General features: G+C 61.4%; 10 protein-coding genes and 1 pseudogene. 6 read left to right on the top strand and 5 right to left on the bottom strand.

Annotated elements, in window-relative coordinates:
* Positions 1-211: 211 nt before the first annotated feature.
* Entirely contained in the window at positions 212-2425 is a 2214-nt protein-coding gene (locus ACIP1G_RS26750) for a DNA internalization-related competence protein ComEC/Rec2 (RefSeq protein ID WP_400742505.1), read from the bottom strand.
* Positions 2426-2567: 142 nt separating this feature from the next.
* Between ACIP1G_RS26750 and ACIP1G_RS26745 the strand changes: the two are divergent.
* Positions 2568-3074 (top strand): annotated as a pseudogene (locus ACIP1G_RS26745) (DUF2062 domain-containing protein); the annotation flags it as partial.
* Between the two features lie 9 nt (positions 3075-3083).
* Here the strand turns inward: ACIP1G_RS26745 and ACIP1G_RS26740 are convergent.
* The 3 genes from ACIP1G_RS26740 to ACIP1G_RS26730 form a co-directional block, all read right to left on the bottom strand.
* Positions 3084-3863 (bottom strand): ABC transporter permease, encoded by a 780-nt coding sequence (locus ACIP1G_RS26740; protein ID WP_201206088.1) that lies wholly within the window; start codon positions 3861-3863, stop codon positions 3084-3086.
* The gene (locus ACIP1G_RS26735; RefSeq protein ID WP_201206090.1) at positions 3860-4792 is read right to left on the bottom strand and encodes an ABC transporter ATP-binding protein; all 933 of its coding nucleotides are present in this window, start codon (positions 4790-4792) and stop codon (positions 3860-3862) included. Before ACIP1G_RS26735 ends, ACIP1G_RS26740 begins: the two co-directional genes overlap by 4 nt.
* Positions 4793-4937: 145 nt before the next feature.
* Positions 4938-5561, bottom strand: coding sequence for a glutathione S-transferase (locus ACIP1G_RS26730; RefSeq protein WP_400742502.1), 624 nt, complete (start codon positions 5559-5561; stop codon positions 4938-4940).
* Positions 5562-5751: 190 nt separating this feature from the next.
* On the opposite strand from ACIP1G_RS26730, the gene ACIP1G_RS26725 reads away from it, so the two are divergent.
* Positions 5752-6561, top strand: a complete 810-nt coding sequence (locus tag ACIP1G_RS26725) for a hypothetical protein (protein ID WP_400742500.1) — start codon at positions 5752-5754, stop codon at positions 6559-6561.
* Between the two features lie 159 nt (positions 6562-6720).
* The gene (locus ACIP1G_RS26720) at positions 6721-9165 is read left to right on the top strand and encodes an acyl-CoA dehydrogenase (protein ID WP_400742498.1); all 2445 of its coding nucleotides are present in this window, start codon (positions 6721-6723) and stop codon (positions 9163-9165) included.
* Between the two features lie 58 nt (positions 9166-9223).
* Here the strand turns inward: ACIP1G_RS26720 and ACIP1G_RS26715 are convergent, their stop codons facing one another.
* Positions 9224-10108, bottom strand: a complete 885-nt coding sequence (locus ACIP1G_RS26715; RefSeq protein ID WP_400742495.1) for a hypothetical protein — start codon at positions 10106-10108, stop codon at positions 9224-9226.
* Between ACIP1G_RS26715 and ACIP1G_RS26710 the strand changes: the two genes are divergently transcribed.
* The 3 genes from ACIP1G_RS26710 to ACIP1G_RS26700 all read left to right on the top strand — a co-directional run bounded on the left by ACIP1G_RS26710 (position 10107) and on the right by ACIP1G_RS26700 (position 12362).
* Positions 10107-10514: a PA2817 family protein gene (locus tag ACIP1G_RS26710; protein WP_400742492.1), complete on the top strand. Its 408-nt coding sequence runs from the start codon at positions 10107-10109 to the stop codon at positions 10512-10514. The two genes, ACIP1G_RS26715 and ACIP1G_RS26710, sit on opposite strands and share 2 nt — an antisense overlap.
* A gap of 502 nt (positions 10515-11016) precedes the next feature.
* Positions 11017-11571 (top strand): fimbrial protein, encoded by a 555-nt coding sequence (locus tag ACIP1G_RS26705; protein ID WP_400742489.1) that lies wholly within the window; start codon positions 11017-11019, stop codon positions 11569-11571.
* A 65-nt stretch (positions 11572-11636) separates the two neighbouring features.
* Entirely contained in the window at positions 11637-12362 is a 726-nt protein-coding gene (locus ACIP1G_RS26700) for a molecular chaperone (RefSeq protein ID WP_400742486.1), read from the top strand.
* The last annotated feature ends 109 nt before the right edge of the window (positions 12363-12471 follow it).

Below are 12471 nucleotides of genomic sequence, written 5' to 3'. Positions count from 1 at the left end.
GCGGTCGCGCGCGCTTGGCACAGGATGGACTGGCCCGAAACAAACGTAGGAGCGGCTTTAGCCGCGAAGCGCCGCGCGGGCGGCGCTCGATCTCACAGGCGCTGCAACTGTCATGGCGAACACCCGTGGGCGCTGCAACTGTCATGGCGAACACCTGTTGGCACTGCAAATGTATTGGCCAACACCTGCAAGCCACTCCACCTCACCCACCTCACTCCACCCGCCCCCGCCAGAACCGCCGCTGCCCCCTCACCCCCTCAACCTCCCCCCGCCCACCCAACACCAACCGCAAAGCCCCCTCCACCGCCGTATCATGCATCACCACCCCATACCGCCGATACCGCTCCACCACCTGCCCATGCGGGTGCCCGAAACTGTTATTGCGCCCCCGCGAAATCAGCACCCCACGCGGCGCCGTGGCCCGAATGAATGCCTCGCTGGACGAACTGCGACTGCCATGATGCGGTGACTGCAGCCAGTCAATGCGCGGCGAATAGGTAGCCGCCAGCCAAGCCCGTTCGGCCCCAACTTCAATATCACCCGCCAACAACAACCGTTCCCCCTGCGCCTCGACCAGCAACACACAGGAGCGGTCATTACTGCTCTGCCCATCAGCCCAGCGCCACAGCGAAAAACGCACGCCATCCCAGTCCCATTGCTCGCCACTGACACAAGGCTGCAACTGAACATCGTCCAGCGCTTCCCCTCCAATTACCCGCCTGACCGGCAAGCCACGCTGCATGGCCGCAGCACCACCCGCATGATCAGCATGGGCATGGCTGACCAACATCAAATCCAGGCTCCCTACCCCCAGTTTGCGCAAGGTCGGCAGTACCACCCGCTCCCCCAGGTCACTCTCTCCCCTGGCCGGCCCCGCGTCATAAAGCAGGTTGTGATGCCGGGTGCGCAACAGCACTGCCAACCCCTGGCCGACATCCAGCTGCCAGACCTCGACCTGGCCAAACGGCACAGGCTCCCTGGGCACCCACAAGGCCAGCAGCATCACCCCACCCAACCCGCGCAGCGGCACGCCACGGGGCAGCAACACCAGCAGTGCCCCCAGGCACACCAGCAGCCAGGCCCATAACGGCAAAGCTGGCGGTACCCACGCCGGGCGCTGCTGCGCCACCAGCGCCAGCCCGCCAAACAGCACATCCAACAAGCCGCCCGCCAGCCACAACAGCGCCTCCCCTACCCCACCCAGCGGCAGCAGCAATGTGCCCAGCAACGCCACCGGCAACACCGCCAGGCTGATCCACGGCACTGCCACAAGATTGGCCAGCGGCGCGCTCAGGCTCACCGGCAAACCCGTGGCCAGCAGTACCGGTAGCAAGCCGATGGCGATCACCCATTGCGCCCGCGTCCAGGCTTGCCAGGGCCGCCAGCCACCCAGTCGGGCGCTGAAGCAATAGATGAGCGTGGCCACGGCAGCAAACGACAGCCAGAAACCGGGCAACAGCGCCGCCAGCGGCTCGAACAGCAGCACCACTACCAGCGCCAGCAGCAACGGTAAAAAAGCACCAAGGTGGCGAAAACGCAGGCGCCAGAGCAACACCACGGCCAGCATCAGGCAGGCGCGCTGCACCGGCACACCACCACCGGCCAGCCAGCCGTAGGCCAGCGCCGCCGCCATGGCCAGCCCACACGCCCATGGCAACCACGGCAGCCGCGCGGGCCACAGCCCCCAGCGCGCGAGCCCGGCGACCAGGCCATACAGCAAACCGGCCACCAGGCCGATGTGCTGGCCCGAAATCACCAGCAGGTGCACCGTGCCGGTAGCCTGCAACGTCTGCCAGTCCTCCCGGGCCAGGCCTGCCCCGTCGCCAAGCACCAATGCCACCAGCGCCGCTTGCCGACCATTGGCGTCGACGGCCAACAGGCGCTGGCGTAGCGTGTCGCGCCAGCCGCCGACAACGGGCGCCAGCAGTTGCCCAGCCTTGACCGTGCCGGTGGCGCCCACCCGACGCGCCAGCAATTGCGCCTCTCGATCCGGCCCATGGGGGTTGAGCAGCCCGCTCGGGCGCTGCAAGGTCACCGCCAGCCGCCAATGCTCGCCCGCCTGCACCGGCGGCCCGTCGAACCAGCTCAGTTGCAGGCGCTGCGGCAGTTCGGCCCGCCGCGAGCGGGCGCCTTCCAGTTCAAAGCGCACACCGTGCGCCGTGCGCGTCGGCAAGCCGACCACCCGGCCCTCCAGCCACAAGGTACGGCCATCCAGCCTGGCGGCCAGGCGATCATCCAGCGCCTGCTGCGCCGACCAACAGGCCCAACACAGGCCCAGCAGAAAACAGCCCAGCGGCCAGGCGCGGGTGAACAGGCCAGCGACAGCGACAATGGCCAGCACCAACAACCATCCGACCGATGGCAAGGCAGGGAGAAAGCCCAGGCACAACAGCCCGAGCGCGAGCGCAAACATCCCTGTGCGCATGAGGTAGAGCTCCAGAAGGCAAATCACCTTCTGAGGCATAGCCCAATTGCCGGCAAGGCTTGCTCAACAATTGTCACAAACTCTAAACGAGGCTGAACGGGAATAAGGGCATACTGCCCGGATCAACGCTCCGGGAGCCTACATGCCGCGCCGACTTTTCAAACGCTACATGCCGGACCCGACCAGTATTCGGGAACACAAGTCGTTACGCTTTTTCGGCAAGTTGCTGCATGACCCGAACCTCTGGCATCTGAACCGCCATTCGGTGGCACGGGCCATGGGTGTGGGCCTGTTTGCGGCGTTGATCCCGATGCCGGCGCAGATGCTGCTCGCCGCCGCGCTGGCCATTCCGGTGCGCGGCAACCTGCCGATCGCGGTCAGCCTGGTGTGGCTGACCAACCCGCTGACCATGCCACCGGTGTTCTTCGTCACCTACATGACTGGCGCGTGGCTGATGCAGGTGCCGCCGCGCACCCTGCCCGACGAGCTGACTTTCCAGTGGATCACCGACCAGCTGTCGACGCTGTGGCAACCCTTCCTGCTCGGCTCGGTGGTGTGCGGCGTTGTGCTGGGCATCGCGGGCTACTTCACCACCATGCTCTACTGGCGCTGGTGGGTGGGCCGGCAATGGCGCCGCCGCCAATGCCGGTGCAAGGCCTCAGGCGCGCATGCCGCGGCCGCTGACCAGCAGGCGCACGCACAACGTGTAGAGCACGGCAGTGGCCACCAGCATGAAGGTGATCGCCGTACCAATGCTGATATCCGACACCCCTAGGATGCCGTAGCGGAACGAGTTGACCATGTGCAGCACCGGGTTGGCCAGCGACACGGTCTGCCAGAACGGCGGCAGCAGGTTGATCGAGTAGAACACACCGCCCAGGTAGGTCAGCGGCGTCAATACGAAGGTCGGGATGATCGAGATGTCATCGAAGTTGCGCGCGAACACCGCGTTGACGAACCCCAGCAGCGAGAAAATGGTCGCGGTCAGCAGCACCACGATCACGGTCACACCCAAGTGGTGCACCTGCAGGTCGGTGAAGAACATCGACAGGATGGTCACGATCACGCCTACCGCCAGACCGCGCAGCACGCCACCCAGCACATAGCCGACAAGGATGGTGTGCGGCGATACCGGCGACACCATCAGCTCTTCGATCGAGCGCTGAAACTTGCTGCCGAAGAAGCTCGACACCACGTTGCCGTACGAGTTGGTGATCACCGACATCATGATCAGCCCCGGCACGATGTACTGCATGTAGGTGAAGCCGCCCATGTCGCCGATCTGCCGGCCGATCAGGTTACCGAAGATGACGAAGTACAGGACCATGGTAATGGCCGGCGGCAGCAAGGTCTGCGGCCAGATGCGCAAGAAGCGCCGCACTTCACGGTAGACGATGGTGTTCAGGGCCACCCAGTTGGTGCGCAGCTCCACACTCATACAGCCACCTTCGACAGGTTTTTTTCCACCAGGGACACGAACAGCTCCTCGAGTCGGTTGGTCTTGTTGCGCAGGCTTTGCACTTCGATGTTCTGCAGCGCCAGCTGGCCAAACAGCGCGGTGATGCCGATGTCCTTGTCCACCTGCACTTCCAGGGTGTGCGGGGTCAGCAGCCGGCACGGGTAGCCTTGCAATACCGGCGCCGTGGCCAGGTCTTGCTTGATGTCGAGGACGAAGGTTTCGACATGCAGCTTGCCCAGCAGCTGGCGCATGCTGGTGTTCTCGACGATGGTGCCATGGTCGATGATGCCGATGTTACGGCACAGCTGCTCAGCCTCTTCCAGGTAATGGGTGGTGAGGATGATGGTGATGCCCTTCTGGTTCAGCTCGGTGAGGAAGCTCCACATCGAGCGGCGCAGCTCGATGTCCACCCCGGCGGTGGGCTCGTCGAGGATCAGCAGGCGCGGCTCGTGGATCAGCGCGCGGGCAATCATCAGGCGGCGCTTCATGCCGCCGGACAGCGAACGCGATGGCACGTCGCGCTTGTCCCACAGGCCCAGCTGGGTCAGGTACTGCTCGGCGCGCGCCTTGGCGATTTTCGGCGGGATACCGTAGTAGCCAGCCTGGGTCACGACGATGTCGAAGCACTTCTCGAACTGGTTGAAGTTGAACTCCTGCGGCACCACGCCCAGGCAGCGCTTGAGCGCCGAGGGCTCGCGGTCCAGATCGTGGCCGAACACGTTGACCGTGCCGCTGGTCTTGTTCACCAGGGTGGAGAGGATGCCAATGGTGGTGGACTTGCCGGCGCCGTTGGGGCCGAGCAAGGCGAAGAAGTCACCTTCGGCGACATCGAGATCGATGCCCTTGAGGGCCTGGAAGCCGTTGCCGTAGGTCTTGGTCAGCTGTCGGATGGACAGGGCGGAACTCATAGCGGGTCACTTACCGAAGAAAAAGGTGCAGGACACGCCAGGCGAAGTCACTGGCGCAGTGAGTGCGGCCAATGGTGCTTGGCCTGGCCGCACAAGTACAGTCATGTGTATTGATAGTGACTATCGAAACAGCCGCGGTGTTCGATCAGGTCAGCGCAGTCATCACCGCAGCCTGGTAGGCCGGGCGCGCCTTCAGGCGTTCGTACCAGGCCTCCAGATGGTGCATGGCCGGGCGCTCGATGGGCATTTCGAACCAGGCATAGACGAAGCTACCCAGTGGGATGTCGCCCATGCCGATCTGGTCACCGGAAAGGTACGGTTGTTTGGCCAGGGTTTCGTCGGCAATGGCCAGCAGCTGGGCGCACTGCTTGTGCGCAGCGTTGATCGCCACCCAGTCGCGCTGGTCTTCCGGGGTGCGCAGCATGCCCCAGAACAGTGGGCGGAACGGTGTGGCGAAGGACGATGTGGTCCAGTCCATCCACTTGTCGGCCAGGGCGCGCTGGCGTGGGTCTTCCAGATACCAGCCCTGCTCTGCACCGTACTCGGCGCACAGATAGCGGACGATGGTGTTGGATTCCCACAGGGTCAGGTCGCCGTCTTCCAGCATCGGCACCAGGCCGTTGGGGTTGCGGGCGCGGTAGTGCGGCTCGTTGACCACGCCGAAGGCGCCGCCGGCATCGATCGATTCGAAGTCCAGGCCCAGCTCGTGGGCGATCCACAGCGCCTTGCGCACATTGCTCGAATTCTTGCGGCCCCAGATCTTCAGCATGGCGATGTCCTTATTAGCGGAGAAGGCACACAGCATACGTCTTGGCCGCCGGTCCCGCTTGTAAAATTCAACGACACTCGGTTTCGTCAAGTGTCTATAACCTGATAATTCTGTCAGTTGTAAGCATGCCGATTACCGAGTAGGTTCAGTTGCGAAGACTTCCACTCATGTATTTTTGAAGGTAATCCCCATGAAAGGTGAACTGAACCCGCCTTGGGCCGCAAATATAGGCTGCTTGCTGGAAACTGCCAACCGGCATTGGGCTCTCTATTATGACCGCCATTGCAGGTCTAGCCGTGATAATGAAGCTGTGATCGGAGTTCGCGATCAGACACAGGAAGTCAAAGAGTATTACAGGCTGAGTTTCGGCCCTTGCAAGCTAACGTATGCGCCGGATCTCACCAAACTAACGTTCACGCGGCTGCTTGTTAAACAGAACACGATAATCACCAAGAAACAGGGAACCTATGCACCCTCCATCATCAAGGTCGGCGAAGCCGCTGTAACAAATAACCAAGTGCTGACCGTCGAAACCAGCCTGACCAATAGTCACGCAAAACTATCGAAATCAGAAAACAACGAGCTACGATGGCACTGGCAAACCGCACCCGACGTCCGCTTTACGGGAGACAGTACCTACCAGCCCGAACTAAAAAAACACTACGATCAAACCATGAGTACCCTTGTGTGCCAAATACCTTGGTCGCAAAAACTAGACCTTTGGATTTACCCCCAAAAGGGCTGGTTACCCCATGTGATGTGGCACGCGTTCACTCAGCAACAAAAACAAGGCTTTACTGCTGACCGGCCGCAAGAAATTGATACCGATCTCACGATTTCGCTTTCGAACAAGGCGTTTCCTGAAGTATCACAGGGTAAAGTGCCTGCCGACATACAGTTTTTCCCAGGTCTCTGCCTTGCGCCCGACGGCTGGCATTTTGCAAACTCTGCGCCACTGAGTTCAGATGTTGTCATGGCGGCATTCAAGAGCACCTATTAGAAAAAGCTCAAGACGGTACAGTACCATGCTACCCGATGCCGTCGCCCCTGCAGCGAACTCCTCCAGCCACACCCTGTCACTGTTCAGGCAAGCCCATCGCGCACAAGCCGTCTAAGCTGACCGCGAAGGCATGAACCTGGGGCCCATGGAGGAAAGGCTATGTTGTTGTGGATCGTAGTACTGGTGGTTGGCGCCGCGTGTCTCCTGCACCGGCGCCTGCCGCCCTTGCAGATACTTGGCATTGTCGCGGCATATGTACTAGTGATGGGCATTTTCAGCAGCGTCCCCGTCTGGCTGCTGACGCTGATCTGGGCCGTGCTGGCCCTCAAGGCCGCCCTGCTGGTGCTGCCACAGTGGCGGCAAAAAGTATTCAGCGGCCCGGTGTTCAAATGGTTCCAGCGTACCCTGCCCCCCATGTCGCAAACCGAGCGCGAGGCAATCGATGCCGGCACCGTATGGTGGGACGGCGAACTGTTCAGTGGCCGCCCTGACTGGCGCACCTTGCTTGACTACCCGGCACCAAAGCTGAGCGAAGAAGAACAGGCATTCATCGACGGCCCGACAGAAGCACTCTGCGCCATGGTCAGTGACTGGCAGATCGGCCAGGACCTGGACCTGCCGCCCGAAGCCTGGGCGCATATCAAGCAGAATGGCTTCTTCGCCCTGATCATCCCCAAGGAATACGGCGGCAAAGGTTTCTCCGCCTACGCCCACTCCCAGGTAGCGATGAAGCTGGCCACCCGCAGCGGCGACCTGGCTTCCACGGTGATGGTGCCGAACTCGCTCGGGCCGGCCGAACTGCTGTTGCACTATGGCACCGACGAACAACGCAACCACTACCTGCCAAGGCTTGCCCGCGGCGAGGAAATCCCCTGTTTCGCCCTCACCGGCCCGCTGGCCGGCTCCGACGCTGGCGCAATGCCCGATACCGGCGTGGTCTGCAAAGGCCAATGGAATGGCGAAGAGGTCATCGGCCTGCGCCTGAACTGGGAAAAGCGCTACATCACTCTCGGGCCGGTCGCCACCCTGCTAGGCCTGGCATTCAAGGCCTACGACCCGGACCACCTGCTGGGCGATGAAGAAGAACTGGGCATCAGCCTGGCCCTGATCCCCACCGACACCCCCGGCGTGGATATCGGCAAGCGCCACCTGCCGCTGGGCGCGGCCTTCATGAACGGCCCCAACAGCGGCAAGGATGTGTTCGTACCACTGGACTTTCTCATCGGCGGCCAGGCCATGCTCGGCAAAGGCTGGATGATGCTGATGAACTGCCTGTCGGTAGGCCGCTCCATCTCCCTGCCCGCAGTAGGCACCGGTGCCGCCAAGTACACCAGCCTGGTCACCGGTCAGTACGCCAACCTGCGCGAGCAGTTCAACGTGCCGCTGGCGGCCTTCGAAGGCATCCAGGAATCGCTGGCACGCATCGGCGGCAACGCCTGGCTGATGGACAGCGCCCGCCTGCTGACCGCCAAGGCTGTGGACCTGGGTGAAAAGCCCTCAGTGCTGTCGGCGATCCTCAAGTACCACCTCACCGAGCGCGGCCGCGAGTGCATCCAGCACGCCATGGACGTGCACGGTGGCAAGGCCATCATCATGGGCCCGAACAACTACCTTGGCCGCAACTGGCAAGGGGCGCCGATCTTCATCACGGTCGAGGGCGCCAATATTCTTTCACGTAACTTGATGATCTTCGGCCAGGGCGCCATCCGCTGCCACCCGTTCGTGCTCAAGGAAATGGCCCTGGCCGGTCGTGAGGACCGCGATCAGGCACTGAGGGAGTTCGACGACCTGCTGATGAAGCACATCCTGTTCACCGCTGGCAACGCGGCCAGCACACTGGTGTTGAACCTGGGGCTGGGCCATCTGCAGAAGGTACCGGGTGATGCCTTGAGTCAAGGCTACTTCCGCGCCCTCAACCGCCAGGCCGCTGCATTCGCCCTATTGGCCGACCTGTCGATGATGTTGCTGGGTGGCGCACTCAAGCGCCGCGAACGCCTGAGTGCGCGCCTGGGCGATGTGCTCAGCTATCTGTACCTGGCGTCTGCCGCGCTCAAGCGCTACCACGACCTGGGCTCGCCCGGGCACATGCAACCGCTGTTGCGTTGGGCCATGGAGGAAAGCCTTGGCCAAGCGGAAAACGCTCTGGATCGGCTGCTCGGCAACTTCCCCAATCGCTTTGCCAGTTGCGCCCTGCGGGTGCTGGTGTTCCCCTTCGGCCGGCGACACACCGGGCCGAGTGATGAACTGGATGCCGAGGTAGCCGAGTTGATTGGCCGACGTAAGGGCGACCCGGCGCTGGAGGAGTTGCTCGCCGGTTGCTTCCGGCCGCAGGCCGATGGCGACCCCGTGGCAGCGCTGCAACGGGCCGGCGATTTGCTGGAAGAGGTGGCGCCGCTGCACAAGGCCTTGCATCAGGCAATCAAGGACAACCGCGTGCGACCAGCACCTGGGCAGTCGGCAATCGATGCAGCAGCTGAACAGGGTGCACTTCAGCCAGGTGAAGCGCAGCGCCTGAAAGCAGCGGAACAGGCACGGCGCGCGGTGATCGATGTGGATGCCTTCGACAAGGCGCAACTTCTGCCTGAACAAGGGAAGGTCCGCTAACGCGACCGGCGCGAGCCTCACCGCCCGGCTGGGCGTTGAGGTCCGCACACGTACCGGTTCATTCCTGCTGCAGGCGCACCACTTCGCTTGCGGGCAAGTAAGGCAAGGGCACTATCGTCACCGCATAACGCCACTCGGTAAGGTCACGAAGGTCCTCGGCCATGACAATGGTCGTAGCGCTCGGCGCTGTCGCGTCGGGCGTGAAAACGCCTTTTTCGGAGACCGAGCCGTTACCCGCCAGGCGATGCCATTTGACGTCCTCGTCCGCCAGTTTCTTCTCTTCCTGGTCCCGGTTGAAATAATGGCAGCTTAGAGCCAAGCCTCCCGACTGCAGGGTGAACCGGATGAAATGGGTGGGTGGAACCAGCGTCGTCACAAGCTCGGTAGTTGCCGTGTCAGAACCATTTGAAGCCATGATCCTGTCAGCCTGGGCGGGCGATACAGCGAGGCTGGTCCTGAATGCAGCAGGTATGTACGTTTCGCCATTGTTATTGTAAATAGCTGCAGGTGTTGGTTCTTTCGGCGGCTTGTAGAACCAGTCCTGGCCATCCTTGTGCAAGTCCCCGCCCGCATCGCCACTTCGGGTCCATTGCGCATTGGCAATCGCGTCCCCTGCAAAAACCAGCTTTTCACGTTCAGCCCCTGCGCGCAATATCTGGGCCAGCGGCGATAGCCTGTATTTCGACATCACAATACCCTCCTCCCGGGCACTCAATGGAGCTTCCGGTATATTTAAAGGTGCCTTGGCACATGCAAGGCGCTTCACTGGTTTGCAATGACAAGTAAGCAAATTTTGGTGATTTACTGAACTGGCATATTTATCAGTAGCCGCACCTTCGGTTTCGAGGTCACCTGCACCGTTAGTGATCGCAGCATTCCCAAAGCCCCGTGCAACCGGCGTATACTCCGCCCCCGTTTCAACCACCCCCGAGGACCGCCCCATGGCCAACCCCCACCTGGCTTACCACCTGCAACTGCTTCACCACCTGCGCACCATCCTGGTGGCCCTGGGTGAAGCCGAGCAGGTACCGGAGGAAAGCCACGCCCTGTTCCTCGAACGCTTCGACGAGCTGCTGACCCTGTTACCGCAGGACCCGCTGGAAAGCCAGTACCTGGGCCAGGACCTGATCTGCCAGGTGATCCAGCGCTACCCGCAAATCGCCCACCTGGTACCCCGCGACCTGCTGTGGTTCTTTGCCGGTGACTGCCTGCACTACATGCCCGACGAGGAACTGGCCGTGTATCAGGCGCTGGAAGAGCGGCGCTATGAAGCAGAACAGAATGACGAGCCGTTCGACTGGCAACTGGAAAAGCAACTGTTCAGTGCAAACCCGCCAACCCAGCATTAAATCGATGCAGCACCCCCGGGGCGCTCACTGCAAACAGGCGGCCCGGGCGAAGGTATTGGTGATCTTCATGCGCCAATCAAAGCGCATAAAACTTGCAACTTCCCCGCATCAGAACTCCCCTACCCCAATGTCGGTTCCGCTCTTCACCGATACCTGCAATGTATTAAAAATACAAAAATAGCACCCACTCCAGCCGACTGTGAACTGACATTTTTGCCAGTAGACACGCCACCTGCTGCCAGCCATGCTCTTTACCGTGCATTAAAAGCTGGCCGGCTCAATACGCCCTGTTGAATTGAACAATGGATGAATGCAGTACCGCAAACACTTTAATCCCGGGCTGTTGTTGCTGAGGCCTGCAGCTTTGAAGCCGATTACGATAAAAGCTCAGACTTTTCCTACATATTCTACCAGGACGCGCTTTTAACATGCGCACGCCAACCAAACCCCAGAATGGTTTGGCAAACGTATAGCCGCAGCCTCATAGCCACCCGGAGTTCACATGAAAAAAGCCTTACTTGCCCTTGCCTTGGGCATCACCAGTTCCACCGCATTCGCCGCAACAGTCAGCACGGGCGCGATCCACTTCTACGGCAGAGTCGATACCGGTACCTGCCCGATCGAGATCATCGACCCGGTCACCGGCAACCCGGAGAGTGGCAACCGTGTACTCATGGGCAATGTCGACTCTTCGCTGTTCACAGCTGTCGGCTCTGAAGCCGCTGCACGCACCTTTGGCATGCGCATCACCCCAGGCGGTGGCTGCGTCGTCAACAATGGCGACGTAGCCAACGTGAGCTTCACTGGCGCCTTTGGTGGTGCCGGCACCGGCGGTACCCTGTATGCCCTCGAAGCTGGCGGCGCACAGAACCTGGCCCTGATTCTCAAGGACGACACGGGAACTCAGATCGCCAATGGCGGCACCTCCAAGGACTATCCGCTGGACGACACCAAGCCAACCATCATGCACTTCAGCGCTGCCTATAAATCGACAGCCGCGGGAGTAACTGCTGGCGCAGCCAATACCAGCGTGCAGTTCGTCGTCGATATTCCTTGAACGACGCTACTCGGGCGCACGCCCTGCGCCCGAGAGCTTGCCTCCCCCTCCAAAGGTAATGCCAGATGAAAAATCACCTGCGCCGCCTTGCCTTGGGTGCCTGCCTGGCGGCCACCTTGTCACCCGCACAGGCAGCGTTGACCGTCAACACCACCCGCATCGTTTTCGACAGCGAAAAGCGCAGCACATCCGTGGTTATCGCCAACCCCAGCCCGCGCCCTTACGCGGTGCAAACCTGGATAAACACCAGCAAGGACGATACCGATACACCGGTGCCGCTGGCCACCTCCCCCGGGCTGTTCCGGCTGGACCCTCGCAAGGAACAGATGGTGCAGATCAGCCGCTTGCCAAACACGCTGCCCCAAGACCGGGAAACCTTGTTCTATCTGAATGTGCAGGAAATACCAGAGGCGAACCCTGACCAGACGAACGTACTCAACATTGCACTGCGCACCCGCCTCAAGCTCTTCTATCGCCCCAGTGAACTCAAGGGGCGGCCCGACGAGCGTGTGGGCGAGCTGAAGTGGTCCGTGCGCCAAAACGCAGGGCGGGTACAGCTGCTAGTGGATAACCCGACACCTTATCACTACACATTTGGTCGCCTGGAAGTGACTGCCGCCGGCAAAACCGAAGCCATTCAGGCCAAGGCCATGGCTGCACCTTTTGCACAACAGGCTTACGACCTGAATCAGGTCCGGTCGGTCAATGGGCTGCAACTGACCTTTACCACCATCAATGATTACGGCGTGGCCACCACCGTGGTGCAAACGCCATTGTCACTTCGCCCTTGAATGAGGCCAGCCGTATCGGCAGTACAGTCAACACCAGATCGGGCCGCATAGGCCCGATTTGCGTTGTTGCCGCTGCGTTCGGCATCCGTGACATCGGTGCCCTGCATGA

The organism is Pseudomonas sp. NPDC089392 (assembly GCF_044749595.1).
Taxonomy (GTDB): Bacteria; Pseudomonadota; Gammaproteobacteria; order Pseudomonadales; family Pseudomonadaceae; genus Aquipseudomonas.
Note: the sequence above shows the minus strand (reverse complement) of the source record. Positions and strands in the feature narration are given on the sequence as shown.

Bases quoted from the DNA above. Each gene is read 5' to 3' on its own strand.
- ACIP1G_RS26750 (WP_400742505.1), bottom strand. From the start codon at position 2,425: ATGCGCACAGGGATGTTTGCGCTCGCGCTCGGGCTGTTGTGCCTGGGC.
- ACIP1G_RS26740 (WP_201206088.1), bottom strand. From the start codon at position 3,863: ATGAGTGTGGAGCTGCGCACCAACTGGGTGGCCCTGAACACCATCGTC.
- ACIP1G_RS26735 (WP_201206090.1), bottom strand. From the start codon at position 4,792: ATGAGTTCCGCCCTGTCCATCCGACAGCTGACCAAGACCTACGGCAAC.
- ACIP1G_RS26730 (WP_400742502.1), bottom strand. From the start codon at position 5,561: ATGCTGAAGATCTGGGGCCGCAAGAATTCGAGCAATGTGCGCAAGGCG.
- ACIP1G_RS26725 (WP_400742500.1), top strand. From the start codon at position 5,752: ATGAAAGGTGAACTGAACCCGCCTTGGGCCGCAAATATAGGCTGCTTG.
- ACIP1G_RS26720 (WP_400742498.1), top strand. From the start codon at position 6,721: ATGTTGTTGTGGATCGTAGTACTGGTGGTTGGCGCCGCGTGTCTCCTG.
- ACIP1G_RS26710 (WP_400742492.1), top strand. From the start codon at position 10,107: ATGGCCAACCCCCACCTGGCTTACCACCTGCAACTGCTTCACCACCTG.
- ACIP1G_RS26715 (WP_400742495.1), bottom strand. From the start codon at position 10,108: ATGGGGCGGTCCTCGGGGGTGGTTGAAACGGGGGCGGAGTATACGCCG.
- ACIP1G_RS26705 (WP_400742489.1), top strand. From the start codon at position 11,017: ATGAAAAAAGCCTTACTTGCCCTTGCCTTGGGCATCACCAGTTCCACC.
- ACIP1G_RS26700 (WP_400742486.1), top strand. From the start codon at position 11,637: ATGAAAAATCACCTGCGCCGCCTTGCCTTGGGTGCCTGCCTGGCGGCC.